Consider the following 24,238-nt stretch of genomic DNA (forward strand, 5'->3'; position numbering starts at 1 on the left):
GCGGGCGTCTTCGCGCCCTCTCGCACCCGGGTTCCTGAGCGAACGCCCTGGCGGGAGAACGGCGGCCCCGCTGCGCCGATGCGGGCGGTGATCCCGCTCTGCGCCGGGATCTGACCATCGGCCCCAGGTCCGTCGCCGGACGTACCCGTACCGGGCGCGCGCGGGTCTCGCCGTAGTGCTGCGCGTGGCCGGGGGTGAAGTGGTGGGCATGAAGCGGGAGGAGCTGGCCGGTGGCGGCCGAGCCGTCGTCATGATCGACTGTCGGGGTACGGCGGACCCATCGTCCGCGTGTGCCGACCGGAGGAGGACTCGGATGACCGACCGCCAGGCCATGGAGCGCGTGTGGGAAGCGCACACCTCAGCCGAGTTCGAGACCCGCGACGTTGAGGCCACGATGCGCACGATGACGGACAACCCGACCGTCATGCACGTGCCGACCGGCATGGGCGGCACCGGCTACACAGGCGTCCGCGACTTCTACCGGCAATGGTTCGTGGGGCGGAACGCCGCCGACATGTCCATCGAGTCGCTGAGCCGCACGGTCGGGGACGGCACCATCGTCGACGAAATGCTGATCACCTTCACCCACGACATCGAGATCCCGTGGATACTGCCCTCCGTACCGCCGACGGGCAGGCAGGTGTGCGTCCCGGTGATCGCGATCGTGGGATTCGAGGGGACGGCCGTCGCGAGCGAGCGCATCTACTGGGATCAAGCTGCTGTGCTGGCCCAGGTGGGGCTGCTTGACGGTGAAACGGTTACGCGGCTGCCCATCGTCGCGTCCCCCCTTGGCCTGCTGGACGGGACGGCGGTTCCCAACCAGCTGGCGCAGCCTCGATAGCCCCAGACCCTCAGAAGTGCCGGGTCGACGCCCGGCGACGCGGCCACCACGACGGCATGCTCCCGCCTGATGGGGGTGAGGTGAGGAGATCGTCAGTTCTGGGTGAAGGCGAGTGGCACACCGCAGGCGTCCTCGGCGGTGACGTAGAAGCCGCCGGGAGTGGTACGGGTGGCGATCATGTTGCGCTCGACGAGTTCGCGTGCGGCGGTCAGGTCGCGCACGGCGACGGTGTGGGCGGCCAGCAGAGGCAGGCTCGGCACCGCGTGGCCGGGGAGGAAGTCGCCGAGCGAGGACCGCGGAACGATCTCCACCCGGCCGTGCCGTAGCGGGAGCACGCGCTTGGGGCCGTCGATCCACACGTCGGCGTCCAGGATGCGGGCGTAGCGCTCTTCGTGGTCGTCGATTTCGTCGTCGGGCACGACCAGCAGAACGCTGTGCAAGCCGAGGGCACCGTTGGGGTGGTCGAGATGGTGCGGCTGGTGGACGTACTGAGGGGTGAAATGCTGTGTCGCCTGGAGCGCCCCTTCGGGGGTGTGGGCGGCATCGATGCGGACGCTGTCGGCGCGTACCGTCCGTGGGCCGTCCGGGGTGGAGACCTCTCGTTCCAACGCGCGGATCCCCGTGGAGGCCAGGCCGGTGGCGTGTAGCCGTTCGGCGGTGGCCTGGATCTCGCGCGAGCCGAGGGTCATCAGCAGGCCGCGGTAGGTCCGGCGCAGTCGGTGAACGCCCCAGGGGTCGGGAGCGGCGGGGTCGACGATGCCGAGCAGTTCGATGAACGACTGCCCGAAGTAGGCGCACCGGTTCGCGGTGCAGGTGGGCAGGGGCGGGCCGCCGGGCCGTTCGGCCAGATGGTGGGGTGAGAGGGGGCTGAGCGTGAAGCCGAGCGCCTCATAGCGGGCGGAGGCCGCGGCGATGTCGGTGGTGATCAGCACGGTGTGGTCGATGTAGTCGATGTCGGTGGCGTGTTCGGCGGTCATGTGAGATGTCCTCGACAGGTTCGTGGTGGTAGGGCGAGGCCGGCGGCGGTGGGCGCGTCGCCTCATCGGCCGCGTCGCCTCATCGGCCGCGTCGCCTCATCGGCCGCGTGGCCTCATACGGCCGCTGCTATGGCGGCGGCGACGAACAGCACTTGCAGGGCCGTACGGGCGGGCAGGGGAGTCACCGGTTTCCCGGCCAGGGTGAGGCCGCGGCGGGTGGCCGAGACGTTGGCGGGGAACATGGCGATCATGAGCAGGGCCAGCCCGACCGCCGCGTAGGGCGCGACCGCCGCATGCAGCAGCCCGGCGGCGCCGGCCAGTTCCAGGACGCCGGTGAGGGTTACCAGCAGCGCCGGGTGCGGGATCGCCGGCGGGATCATCGCGACGAAGTCGCGGCGCCATGAGGGCAGGAAATGTGGCACGCCGGTGAAGACGAACATCAGGGCGAGCGCGCCTCGCAGAGCCGGTTGCCAGGCATCCAGTACGTCGATGCCGGCCAGGCCGATGAGTCGCAGGACGACGAAGCCACCGGTGAGGGCGATGAACGGAACCATCCCGTCCTCCAATCTTGTCACTGGAAAGATTGGAGGAGATGTGCCATCTTGTCAATGTCAAGATAGGGTGAGGTCGTCATCGCATCGAGCGCGGAGGTGAGAGAGATCGATCAGCCGTCCTACCACCACGGCAATCTGAAACGCGTCATCATCGACGCCGCCCTGCAAGCCATCGGCGAATCCGGCCCGGCCGGATGGAGCCTGCGCGAGCTGGCCCGCCGCGCGGGCGTCTCGCATGCCGCCCCCGCACACCACTTCGGCGACAAGCAGGGCCTGCTGACAGCCGTGGCCGCCGAGGGCTTCGCCCTGTTCGCCGACGCTCTCGAGCGCGCGACCGCTGACGTGTGGGAGGTCGGCGTCGCCTACGTCCGCTTCGCCATCGACCATCGGCCCTACTTCGAGGTGATGTTCCGGCCCGAGCTCTACCGCGCCGACGACCCCAGCATCCAGTCCGCGCATGAGCGCGCCGCCGGCGTACTCATCACCAGCGCACGCGCACTGTCACCGAGCCCCGAACACGACCGGATGACCACGCTCGCCGCCTGGTCGCTGGTCCACGGCTTCACCAGCCTGTGGCTCAGCGGCGCCCTGCCGGAAAGCACCGACGGAGACCCGGAGGCCCTGGCCCGCTCGATGATCCGCCTCGTCCTCGGCGCCCTGCGATGACGATCACGCCCACGGAAGCGTGGGCCTAGTGAGGTTCCCGCTGGTCAGCCGGAAGCTCTCAGAGAAAGTTGCATTCGATCACAACGGCAGCGTCGTGTCGCGATTACGGCTGGCCCTACCACCCGTTGGAGGGCTGACCGTCCTCTGGTTGGGGGGTCGCCGGGCTGGGATGGAACCACGCCGATTCCTAGCGTTGGGTCTGTTTGCGGCTTCCGCTTCGAAAGGCGTGCCGATGTCCGCGGCCCTCGAACCAGTCCGTACGGCGATCCTCCGCCTGCACCGCCCGCTCCTGCTGATGGTCGCCTCGATGGCACTGCTGCTGGTCGTCTCGGCCGTGGGCATGGTGGCCGACGACCGTGTCCTGCTCGGCGCGCCGGTCTGGGGGAAACCCCTGAAGTTCGCCGTGTCGTTCATCGTGTACGGCCTTACACTCGCCTGGTTGCTGACCCTGCCGCACAGGGCGAGCCGCTGGACCTGGTGGATGGCAACGCTGCTGGCCGTTACCGGCATGGTCGACGTCGGCGTCGTCGTGGTCCAGGCGGCGCGCGGCACGTTCAGCCATTTCAACCAGGCGAACGACCCCTTCACCAATGTCATCCAGTTGATCTTCAGCGTGGGCGTACAACTGCTCATGCTGGCGAACTTCGTCCTCGCAGGGCTTCTGATCTTCCAAAGAGTCGGCGACCGGGTGCTCACCTGGGCGATTCGCGCGGGCCTGACCTTCGTGCTCGCCGGGATCGGCCTCGGGCTCCTGATACCGGCGAGGTCCAGCGAGGTGTGGACGGCCAAGGACGCGGCCGGGCAAACGATTCCCCTGGCCGCCCAGCACAACGTGGGCGTCCCGGACGGCGGTCCCGGGCTGCCACTCACCGGCTGGAGCACGGTCGGCGGCGACCTGCGTATCCCGCACTTCGTCGGCCTGCATGGGCTGCAGGTCATGCTGGTCGTGGCGCTGGTGCTCGGGTTCCTGGCCAGCCGCATCACGCGACTGCGTGATACGCGGACCCGGGCGGGCCTGATGATCGTGGCGGCCGCGGCGTACGCGGGCCTGATTGTCCTGGTGACGTGGCAGGCACTGCGCGGCCAGGCGCTGATTCACCCCGACGGACAGACACTGGGCGCTCTGGCCCTGCTCATGGCCGCCACGACAGCCGCGGGCTGGGCGGTTCTCGCCGCGGGCGGTTCGCCGGGCCGCGCCGGGTGGTTCGCTCGGTGACACGATCGGCGATGCCGTCGTGGAAGGTGCCGGTGCACCGCGGCCGGCCGCACGTTATCGAGCCGACCGGCGCCAAGCCGAGCCCCTATAGGTGAGTTCGGCACAGTGGCATCAAGGTGACGATGGAGATCTACACGCACATTCCCTCGGAGGAGACCAGGAAGGCTCTCAAGCGTCTGGGCGAGACCCTCGGGTAGGACGACTGCTGCACCTTACTGCTGCATAAAGATCAAAAGGCCACTCCCAGATGACTGGAAGTGGCCTTTGAGCTGGTCGGGGTGGCGGGATTTGAACCCACGACCTCTTCGTCCCGAACGAAGCGCGCTGCCAAGCTGCGCTACACCCCGGCGCACGCCGTCTTGCGCGTGCTTGGAAAAGTCTAGCGGACTCCCAAGGTGGTTGTGACCGTGTCAGCGACGCGGAACCAGCGTGAGGAGCGAGGCCTCCGGGAAGCAGGCGAAGCGGGCCGGGGCGTAAGGGGAGGTGCCGAGGCCGGCGGAGACGTGGAGCCAGGCGCCGTCGTGGCGGCTCAGGCCCTTGACGCGGGCCCGGTCGATGCCGCAGTTGGTGACGAGGGCGCCGTAGAACGGGATGCAGAGCTGGCCGCCGTGGGTGTGGCCGGCGAGCAGGAGTTGGTAGCCGTCCTCGGCGAAGCGGGTCATGTTGCGCGGCTCGGGGGAGTGCATGACGCCCAGCCGGAGGTCGGCGTCCGCGGGGGCGGTGCCGGCTACGAGGTCGTAGCGGTCGCGGGAGATGTGGGAGTCGTGGATGCCCGCCACCGCCACGTCGAGGTCGGCCACCTTGATGCGGGCCGTGGTGTTGTTCATGTCGAGCCAGCCCTCGGCGGCCATGCCGGCCCCGAGCTCTTCCCAGGGCAGGCTGGGGACGTGCTGGCGGCGGTCGTTCTTGGAGGTGCGCCAGAGGTAGCGGGCCGGGTTCTTGGGTTTGGGAGCGTAGAGGTCGTTGGAGCCGTAGACGAAGAGGCCCGGGCGGGACAGCAGGGGCTCCAGGGCGTGGAGGAGCGAGGGGACGGCCTCCGGGTGCGCGATCGAGTCGCCGGTGTTGACCACCAGGTCGGGCTTCAGCGAGCCGAGGGAGCGCACCCAGTTGATGAGCATCGTACGGCGGGGCGTCAGATGCAGGTCGGAGAGGTGCAGGATGCGTACGGGACGCTGGCCGCGCTCCAGCACGGGCACGTCGAAGCGGCGCAGGCGGAACCAGTTACGCTCCACCACGGAGGCGTAACCCAGCCCGGCGAGGCCGAGACCGAGCATGGACAGTGGCACTGCGACGGCTTTCCTCACGTACTCATGATGCCCGACATCGGGCGCGAGGCGTCCGCGAGTCCGCGCAGACGGCAAGATGGAGCGCATGAGCGCTATGAAGGACAAGCTGAAGGCCGACCTGACGGCCTCCATGAAGAGCCGGGACGAGGTACGTCTCCGGACGATTCGCATGGCACTGGCCGCGGTGAACGTCGAGGAGGTCTCCGGCAAGGAGGCCAGGGAGCTGACCGACGACGAGGTCATCAAGGTCCTGACCAAGGAGGCCAAGAAGCGCCGGGAGGCGGCCGAGGCGTTCGGGAACGCGGGGCGGGCCGAGCAGGCGCAGGCCGAGCTCGACGAGCAGGCGGTGCTGGAGGAGTATCTGCCGGCGCAGCTGTCGGACGAGGAGCTGGCGGCCCTCGTGGACGCCGCCATCGCGGAGACCGGCGCGGCCGGACCGCAGGCCATGGGTCAGGTCATGAAGGCCGTCAACCCGAAGGTGGCCGGGCGAGCCGAGGGGGGCCGCGTCGCCGCCACCGTCCGCGCCCGCCTGGCGGCGGGGAAGTAGCTTCTCTCTCGCTTCTCCGGGTCTCTCTCGTTCCCGCGCTGATCCGGTTGAGTCGCTTCGTGCCGTTCAGGGCGCCGTCGGGGTGGCGCCCTGAACGCCCTCAAGCCGTCCGGGGTGGCGCCCTGAAGGCCCTCAAAGGGGTTCTGAAGGCCCCCAAAGGCTGCAAGGGACTCTGGAGGGCACATCCCCGTGCCCCAGAGCGGCAGCCGCGCCCGGAGCGGCCGGAGGGTGGCTCAGCGGCCGCGGCCGCCGCCGCCGCGCCAGTCGCCCCGGCCGTTGCCCGGCCCGCCCCCGCGACCGGGCCCGTCGCCGTCCGGCGGGTTGAAGATGTCGAACGGGCCGTCGCCGCGTCCGGGCGGCCCTTCGCGGTCCTTGTCGTCCTTCTTGGGCGGCTTGGGCGCGCAGTGCTCCGTGCATCCGCCGAAGCGCGACTTGTCCACCGAATGGAACTCCGCCGGCTCGACCCCCTTCAGCGCGGTCTTCATGGAGTCCACCCAGATCCGCCCGGAGATGGAGGCCCCGTATACGTACGAGTAGTAGCGCCCGCCGATCGTGATCCCGATCAGCTTGTGGGCGGAGGTGCCGCGCGGGTCGCCCAGGCTGACGGCGGAGGCCATGTTGGGGGTGTAGCCGGCGAACCAGGCCGACATGTAGTTGTCGGTCGTGCCCGTCTTGCCGGCCGCGTCGCGCCCGATGCCGCCCACGCCGGTCATCGTGCCCTTGGTGAAGACTCCCTCCAGGATGCCGCTGACCGCGTCGGCGACGTCCTCGTCCAGCACCTGTGAGCACTTGGGCTTGTACTGGGTCGCCTTGCCGTTCCTGTCCTTGATCTCGGTGATCGCCAGCGGCTTGCAGTATTTGCCGCGCGCGGCGAACGTGGCGTAGGAGGCGGAGATCGTCACGGGATCGACCTCGTTGACCCCCAACGTGAACGTCTCGACCTCGGACAGCTTGTTGCCGTCGGCCCGCTTGACGCCGACCCGCTTGGCCATCTTGACCACGTCGCAGAGCCCGACGCTCTGCTCCAGCTTGACGAAGAACGTGTTGACGGAGCCCCAGGTGCCGGTCTGCAGCGTCTTGAAGCCGCCGCCGCCCTCGCTGGAGTTGCGCACGGTGTGGGACGGGTCGCCGACGTTCTCGCCCTTGCAGTTCTTGAACGTGCTGTAGCCGCCGGCCTGGTAGCCGGAGGGGGCGGGGAAGCCGTCGTTGTACTTCATCCCCTCCTCCAGCGCCGTGGCCAGCGTGTAGACCTTGGCCGTCGAGCCCTGCTGGAACCCGCGACCGCCACCGTGTGCCGCGTCGGCCACGATGTTGTAGCTCATCTCGTTCTTCTTCTTGCTCCCGCCGAACTTCCGGGAGGCGGCCATCGCCTTGATCTCGCCGGTGCCGGGGACCACCATGGCCTGCGAGGCCACGGGCTTGTCCTTCGTGGAGACGTACTTCTTGATGGCCTTCTCGGCGGCTTCCTGCATCTTCGGGTCGATCGTGGTCCTGATCTCGAGACCGCCCCGCTGGAGCAGCTTGCGGCGCTCCTCCTCGTCTTTCCCGAAGTCCTCGTTGTTGAGGATCTCGTACTGGACGTAGAGGCAGAAGTACGGATATTTGCTGGCCTCGCAGCCGCCGGGCGCCTTGATGTTCTTCCAGCCCAGCTTCTTGGCCTTGGCCTCGTTGGCCTGCTGCAGCGTGATCTTGCCGATCTGGTACATGCGGTCCAGCACGGTGTTGCGCCGCTGCAGCAGCCGCTCCTGCGACTCCTTGCCGACGCTCGGGTCGGTCCTGGCGGGGTTCTGGACGGCGCCGGCGAGCGTGGCGGCCTGGACGAGGTTGAGCTCGGAGGCGGGCTTGTCGAAGAAGCGCCGGGCCGCGGCCTGGATGCCGTGGGCGCCGGCGCCGAAGTAGGCGATGTTCAGATATTTCTCGAGGATCTGGTCCTTGGTGTATTTCCGCTCGATGGCCATCGCGTAGCGCAGCTCGGACAGCTTGCGGGAGATCGTCGGCGCGATCGCGGCCTGGCGCTCCTCCGGCGTCTCGGCACTGTTGACGAGCACCTGCTTGACGTACTGCTGCGTGATGGACGACCCGCCCTGCATCACGCCGCCCTGCGACAAATTCTTGAGGAGAGCTCTCGCCGTTCCCTCAACATCGATCGGCCCGTGCTGGTAAAAACGGAAGTCCTCGATCGCGATCAGGGCCGTTCGCATGATCGGGGCGACCTGGTCAAGGCGTACGACCTGGCGGTTCTCGTAGTAGAACTGGGCGAACTGCTTGCCGTTGGCGTCCTTCAGGACGGTGCGTTCGGGCAGAGGAGGTTCGTCGAGCTCTTCGGGTTTGAGGTTGAGGCTTTCCACAGCGCTCTTCGTCGACATCCCGGCTCCGCCGACCGCGGGTAGGGCGACGGCGGCCGCGAGCACACCGGCTGCGACCCCCGCGATGATCAGACGCAGGACGGCGAGGAAGGGGTTGGAGCGATCTTTGCGCTGGGCTTGCACGCTACCAAGGGTACGTCGAAAGACTGACCTTTCCGGTAGCCCGACACCATTTCGCCTTGACTGACGGGGGTGACTAGTCATTCCCGGTCAACAGCGCCGCGAGAATTTGGTCCTCTGGGGTCTGTCGGCCCGAACGTGTAGTTGCGTACGTTCTCCTCTGCGGCAACTGAATACGGAGGCTCGGCGCCCGCGCCCGTCGGCCCCAAATGACGACTGACCACCTAAGGGGAGTGGGGTCGAACAAATGTGGATCACGGATTGGACCTCCCGTGCCGCCTGTAAGGGTGCGGATCCGGATGCCCTGTTCGTGCAGGGCGCCGCGCAGAACAGGGCCAAGCTCATCTGCCGGGGTTGCCCGGTCCGCACCGAATGCCTCGCCGATGCGTTGGACAACCGCATCGAGTTCGGGGTGTGGGGCGGCATGACCGAACGCGAACGGCGGGCGTTGCTTCGACGGCGGCCCGACGTGGACTCCTGGCGCGACCTGCTCGAGTCGGCCAAGGAAGAGTACGAACGAACAAACGAGCTGATCGCGGGCTGACTCTGGCCCGGCGAGCCTGGTACGGCCGGCGCCGTCCGCCGGCCGTACTTTTCATGCGCTCGCCAGCAGAGCCCCGATCTGGCGCAGACCCGTGAGATCGTGGACGTCCTCGGACATGGCGCGGACCCGCGCCACGGGCACCGTGGGGTGGGCCGAGACGAAGTGCTCCTGCTCACGGCCCTCGCGAGCCTTGAGCTGCATCCGCCCGGCGTGCAGCCGCAGCACGGCGGCGGTCAGCTCGTGCTCGCCCCGCGACTCGAGGTCCTCGGCGGCCGCCGCGCTGCGCGCGGCCGACAGGACCGAGGCGGGCGACACGTGCACCCGGTTGACCACCAGGCCGGCCAGGGGCATGCGCTCCTCGGCGAGCCGCTCGACGAAGTAGGACGCCTCACGCATGGCGTCCCGCTCAGGCGCGGCCACCACGAGGAAGGCCGTGCCGGGGGCCTGCAGCAGCTTGTACGTCATCTCGGCGCGCTGTCTGAACCCGCCGAAGACGGCGTCGAGGGCCGACACGAACGTCTGCAGGTCCTTGATCACCTGCGCGCCGAGCAGCTTCGTCATCGCTCCGGCCATCAGCCCGAACCCGGCGTTGAGCAGCCGGAACGCGCTGCGCCCTCCGGCCTTGGCGGGCGCGGTCAGCAGCCGGATGAACCGTCCGTCGAGGAAGCGGCCGAGCCGCTCGGGCGCGTCGAGGAAGTCGAGCGCCGACCGCGACGGCGGCGTGTCCACGATGATCAGGTCCCACTCGTCGGAACGGCGGAGCTGGCCCAGCTTCTCCATCGCCATGTACTCCTGCGTGCCGGAGAAGCTGGACGAAAGCGACTGGTAGAAGGGGTTCGACAGGATCTGGCGTGCGCGGGCCGGGTCGGCGTGCGCCTCGATGATCTCGTCGAACGTGCGCTTCATGTCGAGCATCATGGCGTAGAGCTGGCCGCCGCCCTCGGGCGAGGTGACGAGGCGCGGGGTGTTGTCGAGCTCGGTCAGCCCCATCGACTGGGCCAGCCGCCGCGCTGGGTCGACGGTGAGCACGACCGCGCACCTGCCGCGCTCCGCGGCCCGCAGGCCGAGCGCCGCCGCGGTCGTGGTCTTGCCCACGCCGCCGGCGCCGCAGCAGACGATGATCCTGGTGCCCTGGTCGTCGAGGATGGCGTCGATGTCGAGCGCCGCGGGCTTCTTCACGCTGCTCCTTGGGTGCGCATGTTCTCCGCGAGCTCGTAGAGACCGGCCAGGTCCACGCCGTCGGCCAGCAGTGGCAGCTCGTAGCTCCGCAGCCCCGCCTCGGCCAGCGTGTCGCGCTCGGCGCGCTCCAGCTCCGTGCGGCGGGCGTGCTCGACGATCTCCTCCGCGAGCGCCTCGGCGATCGACGTGGCCTCCGCGCCGTCGGCCACTCCGGCCGCCTTGAGCCCGAGGATGATCTCCCCGGCATCGAACCGGCCCTTGACAGCCGTGTCAAGGGTTGCCTGCGGGAGCAGCGATTCGCGGACCATGTTGACGAAGATGCCGCCGGCGGGGAGCCCGGCGGAACGCAGTTCGGCGATGCCGTCGAGCGTCTCCTGGACGGGCATCTCCTCCAGCAATGTCACGAAATGCACCGCTGTTTCCGGAGATTTCACCACGCCGTTGACCAAGTCGGAGTGATTCTTGATCGGCCCCACCTTGGCCAGCCCGGCGACCTCCTGCGTGACGTTCAGGAAACGCGCGATGCGCCCGGTCGGCGGCGCGTCGAGCACGACCGCGTCGTAGACCCTGCGCCCGTTCTTGCCGCGCCTCCGCACCGCCTCGGTGGTCTTGCCCGTGACGAGCACGTCGCGAAAGCCCGGGGCCACGGTGGTGGCGAAGTCGACGATGCCCATCTTGGTCAGCGCGCGCCCCGCCCTGCGCATCCCGTAGAACATCTCCATGTACTCGAGCATGGCCTCCTCGGGATCGACGGCCAGCGCGTACACGTCGCCGCCGGAGGGCGCGATGGCGATCTTGCGCTCCTCGTACGGCAGCGGCGGCAGATCGAAGATCTGCGCGATGCCCTGCCTGCCCTCCACCTCGACGAGCAGCACCTTCCGCCCGCCGGCGGCCAGGGCGAGCGCGAGGGCGGCGGCCACGGTCGTCTTGCCGGTGCCGCCCTTGCCGGTGACCACGTGCAGCCGCACGCCGGCCCAATCCGTGTCCGGAGACTCCACGTCTTGAGGCTACCGAACGGTCACTTGCGGACAGCCGACGACCACCCTTTGAGATTGCTCACACTGCGGTCCAGCGGTGCGCGGCAGGCCGCGGGCCCCAGCCCCTACGCTGGCCCTCATGAAGAAATGGGAGTACCTCACCGCGCCGGTGCTGATCCACAACACCAAGATGATCCTCGACAACTTCGGCGCCGACGGCTGGGAGCTGGTCCAGATCGTGCAGGGCGCCTCGCCCGAGCAGCTCGTCGCCTACTTCAAGCGGGAGAAGCCGTGACCCCCGAGCAGAAGATCGCGGAGCTCGGCCTGAAGCTGCCCGAGGTGGCGGCTCCGGCAGGCTCGTACGTGCCCGCCGTACGCACGGGCGACCTCGTCTACACCTCGGGCCAGGTGCCGTTCGTCGACGGCAAACTGGAGCGCACCGGCAAGGTCGGGGCCGACCTGACCACCGAGGAGGGCGCGGAGCAGGCCCGCATCTGCGCGCTCAACGCCCTGGCCGCGCTGAAGGCCGAGATCGGCGACCTCGACAAGGTGGTGCGCATCGTCAAGGTCGTGGTGTTCGTGGCCAGCGACCCGTCCTTCACCGAGCAGCCCAAGGTCGGCAACGGCGCCAGCGACCTGCTCGCCGAGGTGCTGGGGGAGCGCGGCAGGCACGCCCGCAGCGCGGTCGGTGTGGCGGCGCTCCCGCTCGACGTACCCGTGGAAGTGGAGCTGATCGCGCAAGTAGTCTGAGGTGCTATGACCGATGTGACCGGGTTGCCGCTGCCGGCCGAGCTCGCCACGCGGGCGCGGGACCTCCTCGCCGGGCTGGTCGAGCCGGTGCCCGCGCGCGACGCCGCCACGGTGGTGATCCTGCGCGAGGGGCCGGAGGTCTACCTGCTGCGACGCAAGTCCACGATGGCGTTCGCGGCCGGCGCGTACGTCTTCCCCGGTGGCTCGGTCGACGTGCGCGACACCGACCAGGCGGTGGCCTGGGCAGGTCCCTCGCCGGCGGAGTGGGGAGCGGTCTTCAAGGCCGGCGAGGAGGTCGCGCGGGGGCTGGTGTGCGCCGCCGTGCGGGAGACGTTCGAGGAGTCGGGCGTGCTGCTGGCCGGTCCGGGGCCGGACTCGGTGGTCGCCGACACCACGGGTGACGACTGGGAGGCCGACCGGCTCGCGCTGATCGACCGGAGCCTGGCCTTCGCCGACTTCCTCGCCCGGCGCGGCCTGGTGCTCCGGTCCGACCTGCTCAAGCCGTGGGCCCACTGGATCACGCCGGAGATCGAGCACCGGCGCTTCGACACCCGCTTCTTCGCCGCCGTGCTGCCGGCGGGCCAGCGCACCCGTGACGTCGGCGGTGAGGCCGACCAGGTGGCCTGGAAGCGCCCGGCGGAGGCGATCGAGCTGGCGCGCCGGGGTGAGATCTTCCTGATGCCGCCCACGTACCGCACGCTGAGCGAGCTGTCGGCGCACGACAGCGTCGCGGGGATCCTGGCCGAGCGGAGGGAGATCATGACCATCATGCCGAGGGCCGTGGAGATCGCGGGCGAGATGCGGCTGGTGACCGGATGAGCGGCCTGCACATCCCGATCGGCACCCCCGACGGGTCCCGTACCACGCACGCCGAGAACCTCCTGGCGCCCAACCCCTCGGCGATGACGCTCGACGGCACCAACACCTGGGTGATCGGCGGGCAGGAGGTGGTCGTCGTCGATCCCGGGCCGGACGACGAGTCACATCTGCGGCGCGTACGCGACCATCTGGGCGAACGCCGCGTCACCGGCATCCTGCTCACCCACGGGCACTTCGACCACAGCGGCGGCGCCAGGCGGTTCGCCGGGATGGTGGGCGCGCCCGTGCGGGCCCTCGACCCGCGGCACCGGCTCGGCGACGAGGGGCTCGCCGACGGCGACGTGGTGACCGTGGACGGCGTGGAGATCCACGTGTACGGCACGCCCGGCCACTCGTTCGACTCGCTCTGCTTCTGGCTGCCGCAGGACCACGCGATGCTGACCGGCGACACCGTGCTCGGCAGGGGCACCACGATCGTCGCCCGCGACGGCGGCCTGGCCGACTACCTGCGCAGCCTCGACCGGCTGAGGGCGGTCGCGGAGAGCCTGGAGGCGCGGGCGCTGCTGCCCGGCCACGGCCCCGTGCTGGCCGACCCGATCGGCGCGCTCGACGGCTACATCGCGCACCGCCGCCAGCGGCTCGACCAGATCAGGGCGGCGCGGGCGCGGGGAGCGCGCACGCCGCGCGAGATCGTCCGGATCGTGTACGCCGACGTCGACCGCTCGCTCTGGGCCGCCGCCGAGATGTCGGTGGCGGCGCAGCTCGACTACCTCGACGCGCTCTGACCCGACCTCTACTACCGCGACCGGTTGTAGAGGCGGTCAGGGTCGAGGATGACCACGGCCTTGGCCTCGATCCGCAGCCAGCCGCGGCCGGCGAAGTCGGCCAGCGCCTTGTTGACCGTCTCGCGCGAGGCGCCGACGAGCTGGGCCAGCTCCTCCTGTGTCAGGTCGTGGTGCACCCGGAGGCCGTCCTCGGTCTTGGTGCCGAACCGCTCGGCCAGGTCGAGCAGCTGCTTGGCGACCCGTCCTGGCACGTCGGTGAAGACCAGGTCGGCCAGCACGTCGTTGGTGCGGCGCAGCCGCTGGGCGAGCGCGCGCAGGAGGTGGAGCGCCACCTCCGGGCGGCCGGTCAGCCACGGTCGCAGGTCGTCGTGGCCCAGCCCGGCCAGCCGCACGTCGGTCAGCGCGGTGGCGGAGGCGGTGCGCGGCCTCGGGTCGAACAGCGACAGCTCGCCGAACATCTCGCTCGGGCCGAGCACGCTCAGCAGGTTTTCCCGTCCGTCGGGTGAGGTGCGGGACAGCTTGATCTTGCCTTCCAGCACGACGTAGAGCCGGTCGCCGGTCTCGTTCTCGTGGAAGAGCGTCTGTCCCTTGGAGAGCTGGACCTCCGTGATGCTCGTACGCAGCGCCGCGGCGCTCTCGCGGTCCAGCGCGGCGAACAGGGGGGCCTTGCCCAGCACATCTTCGGTGTTCACTCTGCCTCCTCTGCTGCCATTGTGACTCACCCCACTCTGCGTGGCACTCACAGGTTATGGGAATGCTGGAGTGTTCTGCGCTTATAGGACGAGTCGCATCCAGGGGGAAAGGTACCGGATGTCGTGTTCCCCCGAAGTGTCGGCCCTCTCAGGCGCTCCACAAGGCCTCGTAGGCGGCTGGAAGGCTCTCTCAGGAGGCCAGCAGGCCGTCCACCGACGCCACCGCGGCGGCGACCGACTGGCCGAGCAGCACGCGCAGCACGTCGGCCGCGCGCGGGCGGGCCGTCGGGTCGGGCTGGCGGCACTGCCGTACCGCGAGACCGAGGGCGGGAGGCAGGACGGCGGGGTCGCCGTCCGCGCGGCCGGTGCCGGCGAAGAGCACCAGGTCGGCCCAGGCCCGCATGTCCTCGGCCGCGGAGCCGGCCGTCGCGCCGGGCTGCCAGCCGATCAGCACCTGTCCGTGGGCGCCGAGCGCGATGTTCTCATGGCTGAGCCGGAGCCCCACGTTTCCGCGCGCGTGCAGCCTGGCCACGGCCGCCGCGCAGGCCAGCGCCAGATGGTGCAGCGCGGGCCCGCTGAGCGGCCCCGACGTACGTACGAACTCCGACAGCACCGCACCCTGACCGCTCATGGCCACCGCCTCTCGTGTCGCCAGCTTGTACGCGAGCAGAGCCGTCCCGGGTTCAACCGTCCGCGAGAGCTTCTAGTCTTGCGGCATGGCCACGAAAGCGGCGGGGCGCAAACCGGAGACCCAGCTAGCCCTGGTACGCCGGGCGCGCAAGATGAACCGCGTCCTCGCGGAGACCTACCCTGACGCCCATTGCGAGCTCGACTTCGGCAACCCGCTGGAGCTGCTGGTCGCCACCATCCTCTCGGCCCAGTGCACGGACAAGCGGGTCAACATGGTGACCCCCATCCTTTTCGCGAAATATCCGACCGTGGCCGACTACGCCGCCGCGGACCCGTCCGAGATGGAAGAGATCATCCGCTCGACCGGCTTCTTCCGCGCGAAGACCAACAGCATCATCGGCATGGCCCGCGCGGTGTGCGACCGCTACGGCGGCGAGGTGCCGGGCAGGCTGAAAGACCTCGTCACCCTGCCCGGCGTGGGCCGCAAGACCGCCAACGTCGTGCTGGGCAACGCGTTCGACGTGCCGGGGCTCACCGTCGACACCCACTTCCAGCGGCTGGTGCGCCGCTTCGGCTGGACCGAGGAGAGCGACCCGGTCAAGATCGAGCACGTGGTGGCGGAGCTGCTGCCCAGGCGCGAATGGACGATCTTCTCGCACCGCGTCATCTGGCACGGCCGCCGCATCTGCCACGCCCGCCGGCCCGCGTGCGGCGTGTGCCCGCTGGCGGCGCTCTGCCCCTCGTACGGCACCGGCCCCACGGGCGAGGCCGAGGCGCGGAAGCTCGTCAGGCCCGGCCCCTTCTCGTGATCAGGGGAAGCCACCGGAGCCCCGGCGTGTTGGAGGATGCGTGACCGAAGTCCCCCACTGGCTTGACCGACTGGTCGCGCAGGCCCAGCGCATCAGGGTCCCCCGCCACCTGCTGCCTCCCGACGGGTCCGGACGGGCCGCGGCGGTGCTGATGCTGTTCGGCGAGGGGCCGTTCGGCCCCGACATCCTGCTCATCCAGCGCAGCACGCGCGGCCGCAGGCACGCCGGCCAGCCCGCCTTCCCCGGCGGCGGCGTGGACCCCGACGACGGCGGGGTCGTCGCCGCGGCCCTGCGCGAGGCGGAGGAGGAGACCGGCGTCGACCCGTCCGGGGTGCAGGTGCTGGGCACGATGCCCGAGCTGTACCTCACCTACAGCGACAACCGGGTCACCCCCGTGATCGCCTGGTGGCGCCGTCCGTCCGCCGTGCACGCGGCCTCGCCGCACGAGGTCGACTCCGTGGAGCGGGTGCCGGTCGCCGAGCTGGTCGATCCCGGCAACCGGGTCATGCTGCGCCATCCCAGCGGGATGGCGGGGCCGGCGTTCCGGGTGCGGGGGATGCTGGTGTGGGGGTTCACGGCGATGATCCTCGACACCGTGCTGCGCGAGGGCGGGCTCGAACGCCCGTGGGACGCCACCCGGATCGAGGACCTGCCGCAGTCCGTGATCGACCTGGCCTCTCGCGGCTGACCCGAGCGCGCGATCGGGCTAGCGGGCCGACCTCAAGGCGACTCCGAGCGCGGCCCAGCCCGCCACGTCCTTGTCGCTGTCGGCCGCCAGCGCGCGCAGCGTCTCCAGCCCGGCCCGGTCGGGCGGGTCGCCGAGCACGTGCTGCAGCGCGTACGCGGCGCCGTACCGCACCCTCGCGTCCTCGTGGCCGGCCAGCTCGATCACCGACGGCAGCGACCGCGGGTCGCCCAGGTGGCCGAACGCGATCAGCACCGAGTAGAGCACCATGGCGTCGTCCTCGCTGGCGGCGAGATAGCGCAGCACCGGCAGCGTGCGGTCGGCGAACGGCCGCAACATCCCCATGATGTCCACGCCGAGCAGGCGTTCGGCGACGGTCTCCGCGGCGCACAGCCGGCGCGCCTCGATGAACGACTCCAGGTCGCCGCGCTGGCGCAGCACGGAGATCACATGCCAGCGCAGTGGGCCGTCGGGATCGGTGTCGCGCAGGGCTGCCTCGATGAGATCGCGCACTGTTCCCTCGGCCGGCGGCATACCGCCCAAGGTAGACACGCGGTGGCGCGGTCCTGGCGGAAGACGTGCACACTTGACCGTATCCCTGGTTACCTTTGAAGCGTGCGCGGTGATCTGCTTGACCTCATTCTGATCGGCCTCGTGATCGCCTTCGGCGTCTCGGGTTACCGCCAGGGCTTCATCATCGGAGTGATGAGCTTCGTGGGGTTCGTGGGCGGAGCCGTGCTCGGCGTCTTCATCGCACCCCCGATCGCCAAGGCCGTGGTCAGCGGCGACACCCCACAGGCCCTGCTGGCCATCGTGATCGTCTTCCTGGCGGCCACCATCGGCCAGTTCGCCTCCTCGACCCTCGGCGCCGTCGTGCGCAGCCACGTCACCTGGGAGCCCGCCAAGGTGGCCGACGCGGTGGGCGGCACGTTCTCCAGCGCGCTGTCCGTGCTGGTCATCGCCTGGGTGATCGGCTCACTGATCGTCTCCACGGCGTTCACCCCACTCGTCGACCAGGTGAAGAACTCCGCGCTGCTGACCACCGTCGACGAGGCGATCCCGCAGGCCGCGCGCGACTGGCAGCAGCCGTTCAAGAAGTTCATCGACCGCTCGGAGTTCCCGCCCGTCTTCGACTCGATCGCGGGCCAGCTCATCGACGTGCCGCCGCCCGACCGGAGCGTGCTGCAGGGCTCCAAGCTGGGCCGGGCCCGCCGCGCCATCGTCAAGGTGCAGGGCAACGCCGAGAGCTGCAACAAGCACATCGAGGGCACCGGCTTCGTCTACGCGCCCGAGCGGATCATGACCAACGCCCACGTGGTGGCGGGCGTGACGCGCGACCTGCAGGTCATCGACGCCTCCAACACGCCCCACGACGCCAAGGTCGTGCGCTACAACCCGCGCCGCGACATCGCCATCCTGTGGGTGCCGGGCCTCAACCTGCCGCAGCTGGCCTTCGACGGCGAGGGCAGCAGGGGCGACAGCGCGATCATCGCCGGCTTCCCCAAGGAGAAGGGGTTCACCGCCGAGCCGGCCAGGATCGGCGCCCAGCTCGACGCCGAGGGCCCCGACATCTACCGCGACGCGACGGTCAGGCGCAAGGTGTACGCGATCCGCGGCCAGGTGCTGCCGGGCAACTCGGGCGGTCCGCTGCTCACCGTGGACGGCCGCGTCTACGGCGTGATCTTCGCCGCCGCGACCAACGAGGAGGACACCGGCTACGTCCTGACGGCCGAGGAGGTCGCCCCCGACGCGGCCCAGGGCAGGGACGACACCACGCCCGCCAGCACCCAGAAGTGCGACTGACCCGCGCGCACCCGCGAAGAGCCGGGCGTCAGCCGGGAAGCTTGGCCAGGATCAGGGCGATCGCCTGGGCGGGGTCGCTGTCCTGGCTGAGGCCGGAGGCCGCCTTGCCGACCGCGTCGTACGCGCCGCCGTACCCCTGAGCCCTGGCGGCGCCCCGGCTGAAGAGGGTCACCGCCCCGCGCCCGTTGCCGCGCTGCAGGTGCGTCAGGCCGACGCAGATCTGCGCGAGGCCCTGCCACAGCTCGCGCTCCTCCTCGGGCGCGCACTTCCAGCGGCCCTCGAACACCTCGTGCGCGTTGAACGGCAGGCCCTCGCGCAGGAAGCGGCGGCCGTCGGCCAGGGCCTGCTCGGTGGTGGGCGCGTAGTCGTCGGGAACCCTCGGCATGCCCTGCTCGCCGTAGGGGAGCGGCCTGCCGTACGCGTCGCGCGGCCTGGCGTTGCGCGGCCGGCCCTCGGGATCGCGGTCTCTCATCGGTCGGGCTCCGGATCGGCCAGCCAGCCGAGCAGCTCGGTGTCGAACACGTCGGGGATCTCCTCATGGGGAAAGTGGCCGGCTCCTTCGAGCAGCCGCCACCGGTACGGGGCCGCCACGTAGCGGCCTGAGCCCTGTGCCGTCCGCGGCAGGAGGCGCGGGTCGAGCGCCCCGTGCAGGTGCAGCGTGGGGGCTTCGATCTCGGTGCCCATGACCCTGGTGTAGCGGCGGCCGTCGCGGCGCAGTTGGGAGCGGCCGAACCAGCGGTGGTACTCCAGCGCGCAGTGCGCCACGGCGGGGATGCGGAACGCCTCGCGGTAGGTCCGCGCGGTCTCGGCGTCGGGCCAGCCGGGGCGCGACCAGTCGTCCAGCAGCCGGCCCACCAGGGCCGCGTCGCGGCGCCTGAGCCGGTGCTCGGGCAGCAGCGGCAGCTGGTGGCCGATCGCCTGCGCGCTGGCCCTGAGCTGGCCGAACGGGTCGGTGAGCAGCGCGCTGCGCAGCCGGCGCGGGTGGGCGGCCGACACGGCGACCAGCCTGCGCACGCACTTGGGGTCGAGCACGGCCATCGTCCAGGCCAGCAGCCCGCCCCAGTCGTGGCCGACGACGATGGCGCCGGTCTCGCCGAGCGCCCTGATCAGCCCGGTCGCGTCGGCGGCCAGCGTGGGCAGGTCGTAGCCACGTGGCGGCTTGTCGCTGCCGCCGTAGCCGCGCAGGTCCGCGGCGACCGCCCGGTAGCCGGCCTTCGGCAGCGAGACCAGCTGGTGGCGCCAGGTCCACCAGAACTGCGGGAACCCGTGCAGCAGCAGCACCAGAGGCCCCTCGCCCGCCTCCACGACGTGGAAGCGGGTGCCGCCCGCGTGGACCGCGCGGTGCGTCCAGGGGCCGTCGATGTTCACGACCGATTCGTCAGGTGCCATCACGTGTCACCGGCTCGCGATCGGGACGGACCTCGGGAAGAGTCTCGTCCTCGGGCGTCGCGATCTCCTTGAGGCCCTTGATCGACCTGGCGGTGCGCTTCATGCCGGCCAGGCCCTTGAGCCGCCTGACCCCGACGAGCACCAGCAGACCGGCCGCCACCAGGTAGAACACGGTCACGATGAGGAAGGACAGCCACGTGGGCAGCCACTGCGCCAGTACGTACGCGATGGTGAACGAGGCGAGGATCAGGCACAGGTGCGCCATGAACGCGGCGGCGGCGAACAGGCCCCCCGCCGTGCCGACCCGCTTGGCGTCGAACCTGAACTCGGCCTTGGCCAGCTCGATCTCCGAGCGCACCAGGGACGAGATCTGACTGCTCGCCTGGGCGACCAGCGAACCCAGGGATTCTTCCTCGGGAGTCTGCTGCATGAACGTCTCCTATCGAGGCCTCGTGGCCGTGTCAAACATCATCCAGCGCAAGGCGACGCTTGCGGTGCCGGCCTGGGCTCGCTGCTGGTCGTCGCCCGCTGTCACTCCCAGAACTACCCGATCGGACAAGATAGCGCCCGGAGTTGTCCCGTACGGCTTCGCCCCCGCCACCGACCCGCCACCGACCCTCCGCCGGCTCGCTGCCGGGAGAGCAAGCGGGCGCATGCCCCGATGGGGGGACATGCGCCCTTGCGTGCGTTCTCGCGGCCTCAGTCCTCGGACTTGGCCGACGGGAGCTTCTCCGAGATCAGGTTCATCACCGTGCTGTCGGCCAGGGTGGTGACGTCGCCGATGCTGCGGTTCTCCGCCACGTCGCGCAGGAGCCGGCGCATGATCTTGCCCGAGCGGGTCTTGGGCAGCTCGGGCACGACCAGGATCTGGCGCGGCTTGGCGATCGGGCCGAGCGTCTTGGCCACGTGGTTGCGCAGCTCGGCGGCGATGTCGTCGCTCTCCTCGGCGGAGCCGCGCAGGATCACGAACGACACGATCGCCTGGCCGGTCACCGGGTCGGTCGCGCCGACGACGGCCGCCTCGGCCACCTTCGGGTGGCTGACCAGCGCGCTCTCCACCTCGGTGGTGGAGATGTTGTGGCCGGAGACGAGCATGACGTCGTCCACGCGGCCGAGCAGCCACAGGTCGCCGTCCTCGTCCTTCTTGGCGCCGTCGCCGGGGAAGTACATCCCGTCGAACCTGCTCCAGTACGTGTCGATGTAGCGCTGGTCGTCGCCCCAGATGGTGCGGAGCATCGACGGCCACGGCTCGCGTACGACGAGGAACCCGCCGCCCCCGTTGGGGACGCTGTTGCCCTGGTCGTCCACCACGTCGGCGCTGACGCCGGGCAGCGGGCGCATGGCGGCGCCCGGCTTGGCCGAGGTGACGCCGGGCAGGGGGCTGATCATGATGGCGCCCGTCTCCGTCTGCCACCAGGTGTCCACGACGGGGCAGCGGTCGTGGCCGATGTTCTCGCGGTACCAGACGTACGCCTCGGGGTTGATCGGCTCGCCGACGGAGCCCAGGATGCGCAGGCTGGACATGTCGTACTTGGCGGGGATGTCGTCGCCCCACTTCATGAACGTCCTGATCGCCGTGGGCGCCGTGTAGAGGATCGTGATCTTGTACTTCTGCACGATCTCCCAGAACCGGCCGCGGTGCGGCGTGTCGGGGGTGCCCTCGTAGATGACGCTGGTGCCGCCGTTGGCCAGGGGGCCGTACACGATGTAGGAGTGGCCGGTCACCCAGCCGATGTCCGCCGTGCACCAGTAGATGTCGGTCTCGGGCTTGAGGTCGAAGACCGCGTAGTGGGTCCAGGCCGTCTGCGCGAGGTAGCCGCCGGTGGTGTGGAGGATGCCCTTGGGCCTGCCGGTGGTGCCGCTGGTGTAGAGGATGTACAGCGGGTCCTCGGCGTCCATGGGCTGGGCGGTGTGCTCGTCGCTCTGCCGGTCGACCAGGTCGTGCCACCAGATGTCCTTGCCGCCGAAGGCGACGTCCTGGCCGGTACGCCGTACGACGAGGACGTTCTCGACCTGCGGCGACTCCGCCACGGCCTCGTCGACCGTGGGCTTGAGCGCCGACGGGTTGCCCCTGCGGTAGCCGCCGTCGGCCGTGATGACCAGCTTGGCGTCGGCGTCGTGGATCCGGCTCTTCAGCGCGGCGGCCGAGAACCCGCCGAACACCACCGAGTGGATCGCCCCGATGCGGGCGCAGGCCAGCATCGCGATCGGCAGCTCGGGGATCATCGGCATGTAGATGGCCACGCGGTCGCCCTTGGAGACACCGAGCTCCTGAAGGGCGTTGGCGGCCTTGCTGACCTCGCGCTTGAGGTCGTTGTAGGTGAGGGTGCGGCTGTCGCCGTCGGGCTCACCCTCCCAGTGGTAGGCGACCTTGTCGCCGCGGCCCTCCTCGACGTGGCGGTCGACGCAGTTGTACGCCACGTTGAGCTCGCCGCCGACGAACCACTTGGCGAAGGGAGGGTTCCACTCAAGCGTCTTGTCCCACCTCTTGGCCCAGGTCAGCCTGTCGGCTGCACGCTCCCAGAAGGCGAGACGGTCCGCGGCGGCCTCGTCGTATGCGGCGGCGGTCACGTTCGCGGCCGCCGCCAGGTCAGCCGGCGGTGCGAACCGGCGGTTCTCCTGCAGCAGGTTGGACAGCGCCTGGGTCTCGTTGCCAGGGGTCTCCGGGGCCACCTCGTGCTCCTTCTATGGCCAGATTGGATAGGTCGTGTCCCACTTCACCAGCTCACAGGCTCCAGACACAAGAGGTCTAGACAGGTCCGTACCGAGGGGCCCCGGTTTATCGGGTTGCCTGACAAACGCAATTGAAATGTTGTCATCCTGAAATCGGGAGGGGACCCATAAACGCTTGGGCATATTCGGCGCCCGGCTTTCTCGGGCTCATGGGCACAGCGGCGCGGCCCTGCCGTACCCGCGGGTAAGGTCGGTTTCCGTGAGTGATGACCCGTTGTCCGTCATCGCGGAGTTCCCCGGCGTGCCCGAGGCCGTGGACTCGGCGCGGCAGGCCGTCGACAGGCTCTACCGCCACCGCGTCCTGCGCCGGGCCAGCCCCGCGGTCTCCGCCGAGTCGTCGCTGCGCGGCGCCAGGGCCTCGGCCTGCCTGGAAGGCGTGGAGGTGTCCCTCGACGCCCTGCGGCGCGATGAGATCGGCGACCCGCTGGTCCAGGGGGCGCTGCGGGCGTCGGCGGAGATGGGGCGGATGGGGGCGACCTGGCGTACGGCGCCCAGGCAGGTGCTCGCCCGCCTGCACGCCGTGGCGGCCGCCGGCCTCGCCCCGCAGCCCTCCCTCGGCCGTCCCCGGTCCTCGGACGAGACGACCGACCCGCTGGGCCTCGGGCCCGCGCCGCGTGCCGCGGAGGCGGCGGCGCGGCTGGAAGCGCTGTTCGGGCTGCTGGAGCTGGGCACCAAGGCGCCCGCGATCGTGCTGGCCGCCGTCGTGCACGCCGAGCTCGCGGTGCTGCGGCCCTTCGGCACGGCCGACGGCCTCGTGGCCCGCTCGGCCGGGCGGCTGACCCTGGTGGAGTACGGGCTGGACCCGAAGTCCCTGGTGGCCGTGGAGGTGGGGCACCTGGAGGGCGGCTACGCCGACGGGCTGCGGGCCTACCTGAGCGGGACGCCGGAGGGCGTCGCCCGGTGGGTACAACACTGTGCCTCCGCGGTAACCCTCGGAGCGCGCGAGACGACCGCCATCTGCGAGGCCCTGCAACGGGGCTGACCGGTCGACGGCCGGCCAGGGCTCTGGTCTGCTGACATAGCTGACGGCGTCTCAGTCAAGAGACGCCGTCTGCCGGTGCATCACACCGGGTTACCAAGCGTGCACCTGTATTCGTCGGAGCGGGTCAAGCCCGTCACGACGCGCCTCCCGCGGCTGGTCGCGCGTGGGTACCCGGCTGATGCACCCGGACAAGTGGTCCGTAACCTCTTTCTACGTCGGATCCGAGCAGATGGGAACCCCTCGGTCCAAGACCTTTACCGGCCGATGAGGCGGGGTGGGGCATAGCCCACCGCGGCCGGCTCCGGCGATCTCGTTGCCGAACCGTGACGATCACGGAGAGTGATCTCCTTTATGTGATCGTTATGTCGTGGACAAAAAACTTGGCGAAAATGCGAGATTGCTCCTCGACGAAACTCGAGTCGATCGGGCAGCATACGTTGGTATCACCAGAAACTGGAGCGACTGCGCATGGGGTGGCTTTGCCAGTCCCTTGCCAGCCTCTGGTGAAGTGATGAAAGCTTTCTTCTGAAACGGGACCGGCTCTACCCCCCCGGAGCCGGACCGATCAGGCGACCCCCGCTCTCCCCCCCGGCGGGGGTCGCCCCTTTTCCCCACCACCACCGTCCGGCCCCCAGCCCCGCTGGGCCACTTCCGGCCCGGCATCCGCCGACACTCTGCGTCCCTGACGCTGCCGTGGCGGCACGGGCTTGCGGCGCTCTCGGTTCCCCAGGCCTCCGTCCGGGTACCAGCGGCCCCCACCGCTTCCGATCTGCTACGCCGCCCCAGACGGGGACCAGCGGCTCCCACCGCTTCCGATCCCCTACGCCCCGGCCCGGGCGCCACTCGCTCCTAGCGCTCTCCATTCGCCAACGCCCGCGCCTTGGCGTC

Annotated in this window: 27 protein-coding genes and 1 tRNA gene; 14 read left to right on the top strand and 14 right to left on the bottom strand. The window is 70.2% G+C overall.

Features of this window, described 5'->3' with window-relative positions:
* The first annotated feature begins 313 nt into the window (after positions 1–313).
* Positions 314–841 carry a nuclear transport factor 2 family protein gene (locus FH608_RS35845; RefSeq protein ID WP_226900192.1) on the top strand — a complete coding sequence of 176 codons (528 nt, stop codon included), beginning with the start codon at positions 314–316 and terminating at the stop codon, positions 839–841.
* A 92-nt stretch (positions 842–933) separates the two neighbouring features.
* Here the strand turns inward: FH608_RS35845 and FH608_RS35850 are convergent, their stop codons facing one another.
* Both FH608_RS35850 and FH608_RS35855 read right to left on the bottom strand, forming a co-directional pair.
* Positions 934–1,818: a VOC family protein gene (locus tag FH608_RS35850; RefSeq protein WP_193318815.1), complete on the bottom strand. Its 885-nt coding sequence runs from the start codon at positions 1,816–1,818 to the stop codon at positions 934–936.
* A gap of 113 nt (positions 1,819–1,931) precedes the next feature.
* Positions 1,932–2,393 carry a DoxX family protein gene (locus FH608_RS35855; protein ID WP_226900193.1) on the bottom strand — a complete coding sequence of 154 codons (462 nt, stop codon included), beginning with the start codon at positions 2,391–2,393 and terminating at the stop codon, positions 1,932–1,934.
* A 75-nt stretch (positions 2,394–2,468) separates the two neighbouring features.
* Here FH608_RS35855 and FH608_RS35860 point away from each other — a divergent pair, with 75 nt between their 5' ends.
* Both FH608_RS35860 and FH608_RS35865 read left to right on the top strand, forming a co-directional pair.
* On the top strand, positions 2,469–3,038 hold the full coding sequence (locus tag FH608_RS35860; RefSeq protein ID WP_226900194.1) for a TetR/AcrR family transcriptional regulator: 570 nt from the start codon (positions 2,469–2,471) through the stop codon (positions 3,036–3,038).
* Between the two features lie 307 nt (positions 3,039–3,345).
* Positions 3,346–4,254 carry a hypothetical protein gene (locus FH608_RS35865; protein ID WP_193318816.1) on the top strand — a complete coding sequence of 303 codons (909 nt, stop codon included), beginning with the start codon at positions 3,346–3,348 and terminating at the stop codon, positions 4,252–4,254.
* A gap of 270 nt (positions 4,255–4,524) precedes the next feature.
* On the opposite strand, the gene FH608_RS35870 is transcribed toward FH608_RS35865, so the two are convergent.
* Positions 4,525–4,601, bottom strand: a tRNA-Pro gene (locus tag FH608_RS35870).
* A 63-nt stretch (positions 4,602–4,664) separates the two neighbouring features.
* Entirely contained in the window at positions 4,665–5,528 is an 864-nt protein-coding gene (locus FH608_RS35875) for a metallophosphoesterase (protein ID WP_139634911.1), read from the bottom strand.
* A gap of 97 nt (positions 5,529–5,625) precedes the next feature.
* Here FH608_RS35875 and FH608_RS35880 point away from each other — a divergent pair, with 97 nt between their 5' ends.
* On the top strand, positions 5,626–6,087 hold the full coding sequence (locus FH608_RS35880) for a GatB/YqeY domain-containing protein (RefSeq protein ID WP_139634825.1): 462 nt from the start codon (positions 5,626–5,628) through the stop codon (positions 6,085–6,087).
* Between the two features lie 233 nt (positions 6,088–6,320).
* Here FH608_RS35880 and FH608_RS35885 read toward each other — a convergent pair whose 3' ends face one another.
* Positions 6,321–8,576, bottom strand: a complete 2,256-nt coding sequence (locus FH608_RS35885) for a transglycosylase domain-containing protein (RefSeq protein WP_226900195.1) — start codon at positions 8,574–8,576, stop codon at positions 6,321–6,323.
* Positions 8,577–8,820: 244 nt separating this feature from the next.
* Here FH608_RS35885 and FH608_RS35890 point away from each other — a divergent pair, with 244 nt between their 5' ends.
* Positions 8,821–9,117 (top strand): WhiB family transcriptional regulator, encoded by a 297-nt coding sequence (locus FH608_RS35890; protein ID WP_090771382.1) that lies wholly within the window; start codon positions 8,821–8,823, stop codon positions 9,115–9,117.
* Positions 9,118–9,168: 51 nt separating this feature from the next.
* Here FH608_RS35890 and FH608_RS35895 read toward each other — a convergent pair whose 3' ends face one another.
* Positions 9,169–10,296 carry an ArsA family ATPase gene (locus FH608_RS35895; RefSeq protein WP_139634827.1) on the bottom strand — a complete coding sequence of 376 codons (1,128 nt, stop codon included), beginning with the start codon at positions 10,294–10,296 and terminating at the stop codon, positions 9,169–9,171.
* Entirely contained in the window at positions 10,293–11,294 is a 1,002-nt protein-coding gene (locus FH608_RS35900) for an ArsA-related P-loop ATPase (RefSeq protein WP_226900196.1), read from the bottom strand. Before FH608_RS35900 ends, FH608_RS35895 begins: the two co-directional genes overlap by 4 nt.
* Before the next feature lie 118 nt (positions 11,295–11,412).
* Between FH608_RS35900 and FH608_RS51850 the strand changes: the two genes are divergently transcribed.
* The 4 genes from FH608_RS51850 to FH608_RS35915 are packed head-to-tail and all read left to right on the top strand — an operon-like array spanning position 11,413 to position 13,627.
* Positions 11,413–11,568: a hypothetical protein gene (locus FH608_RS51850; RefSeq protein ID WP_193318817.1), complete on the top strand. Its 156-nt coding sequence runs from the start codon at positions 11,413–11,415 to the stop codon at positions 11,566–11,568.
* A complete protein-coding gene (locus FH608_RS35905; protein WP_139634828.1) occupies positions 11,565–12,023 on the top strand; it encodes a RidA family protein in 459 nt (152 codons plus the stop codon). The genes FH608_RS51850 and FH608_RS35905 overlap by 4 nt, the downstream gene beginning before the upstream one ends.
* A 6-nt stretch (positions 12,024–12,029) precedes the next feature.
* Positions 12,030–12,842: an NUDIX hydrolase gene (locus tag FH608_RS35910; protein ID WP_193318818.1), complete on the top strand. Its 813-nt coding sequence runs from the start codon at positions 12,030–12,032 to the stop codon at positions 12,840–12,842.
* Entirely contained in the window at positions 12,839–13,627 is a 789-nt protein-coding gene (locus tag FH608_RS35915; RefSeq protein WP_139634829.1) for an MBL fold metallo-hydrolase, read from the top strand. The genes FH608_RS35910 and FH608_RS35915 overlap by 4 nt, the downstream gene beginning before the upstream one ends.
* An 11-nt stretch (positions 13,628–13,638) precedes the next feature.
* On the opposite strand, the gene FH608_RS35920 is transcribed toward FH608_RS35915, so the two are convergent.
* Together FH608_RS35920 and FH608_RS51855 are read right to left on the bottom strand one after the other, a co-directional pair.
* The gene (locus FH608_RS35920) at positions 13,639–14,319 is read right to left on the bottom strand and encodes a Crp/Fnr family transcriptional regulator (protein WP_139634830.1); all 681 of its coding nucleotides are present in this window, start codon (positions 14,317–14,319) and stop codon (positions 13,639–13,641) included.
* Positions 14,320–14,509: 190 nt separating this feature from the next.
* Complete coding sequence (locus FH608_RS51855; protein WP_153260841.1) at positions 14,510–14,950, bottom strand: hypothetical protein; 441 nt, start codon at positions 14,948–14,950, stop codon at positions 14,510–14,512.
* 85 nt (positions 14,951–15,035) lie between these two features.
* On the opposite strand from FH608_RS51855, the gene nth reads away from it, so the two are divergent.
* Both nth and FH608_RS35935 read left to right on the top strand, forming a co-directional pair.
* Positions 15,036–15,758, top strand: a complete 723-nt coding sequence (gene nth, locus FH608_RS35930; protein WP_139634831.1) for an endonuclease III — start codon at positions 15,036–15,038, stop codon at positions 15,756–15,758.
* A gap of 40 nt (positions 15,759–15,798) precedes the next feature.
* Positions 15,799–16,446, top strand: a complete 648-nt coding sequence (locus FH608_RS35935) for an NUDIX hydrolase (RefSeq protein ID WP_139634832.1) — start codon at positions 15,799–15,801, stop codon at positions 16,444–16,446.
* 18 nt (positions 16,447–16,464) lie between these two features.
* On the opposite strand, the gene FH608_RS35940 is transcribed toward FH608_RS35935, so the two are convergent.
* Positions 16,465–16,977, bottom strand: a complete 513-nt coding sequence (locus tag FH608_RS35940) for a HEAT repeat domain-containing protein (protein WP_139634833.1) — start codon at positions 16,975–16,977, stop codon at positions 16,465–16,467.
* 81 nt (positions 16,978–17,058) lie between these two features.
* On the opposite strand from FH608_RS35940, the gene FH608_RS35945 reads away from it, so the two are divergent.
* Entirely contained in the window at positions 17,059–18,246 is a 1,188-nt protein-coding gene (locus tag FH608_RS35945; protein WP_139634834.1) for a MarP family serine protease, read from the top strand.
* 28 nt (positions 18,247–18,274) lie between these two features.
* On the opposite strand, the gene FH608_RS35950 is transcribed toward FH608_RS35945, so the two are convergent.
* The 4 genes from FH608_RS35950 to acs form a co-directional block, all read right to left on the bottom strand.
* Positions 18,275–18,718 carry a DUF309 domain-containing protein gene (locus tag FH608_RS35950; RefSeq protein ID WP_139634835.1) on the bottom strand — a complete coding sequence of 148 codons (444 nt, stop codon included), beginning with the start codon at positions 18,716–18,718 and terminating at the stop codon, positions 18,275–18,277.
* Entirely contained in the window at positions 18,715–19,635 is a 921-nt protein-coding gene (locus FH608_RS35955; RefSeq protein WP_139634836.1) for an alpha/beta fold hydrolase, read from the bottom strand. The genes FH608_RS35950 and FH608_RS35955 overlap by 4 nt, the downstream gene beginning before the upstream one ends.
* A complete protein-coding gene (locus FH608_RS35960; RefSeq protein ID WP_139634837.1) occupies positions 19,625–20,065 on the bottom strand; it encodes a phage holin family protein in 441 nt (146 codons plus the stop codon). Before FH608_RS35960 ends, FH608_RS35955 begins: the two co-directional genes overlap by 11 nt.
* A gap of 269 nt (positions 20,066–20,334) precedes the next feature.
* Complete coding sequence (acs, locus tag FH608_RS35965; protein ID WP_139634838.1) at positions 20,335–22,308, bottom strand: acetate--CoA ligase; 1,974 nt, start codon at positions 22,306–22,308, stop codon at positions 20,335–20,337.
* A gap of 259 nt (positions 22,309–22,567) precedes the next feature.
* On the opposite strand from acs, the gene FH608_RS35970 reads away from it, so the two are divergent.
* Positions 22,568–23,350 carry a Fic family protein gene (locus tag FH608_RS35970; protein ID WP_226900197.1) on the top strand — a complete coding sequence of 261 codons (783 nt, stop codon included), beginning with the start codon at positions 22,568–22,570 and terminating at the stop codon, positions 23,348–23,350.
* Between the two features lie 367 nt (positions 23,351–23,717).
* Positions 23,718–23,879: a hypothetical protein gene (locus FH608_RS51860; RefSeq protein ID WP_153260845.1), complete on the top strand. Its 162-nt coding sequence runs from the start codon at positions 23,718–23,720 to the stop codon at positions 23,877–23,879.
* Positions 23,880–24,238: the final 359 nt, after the last annotated feature.

It is taken from the genome of Nonomuraea phyllanthi (assembly GCF_006334985.2).
In the GTDB taxonomy this organism is placed as follows: domain Bacteria; phylum Actinomycetota; class Actinomycetes; order Streptosporangiales; family Streptosporangiaceae; genus Nonomuraea; species Nonomuraea phyllanthi.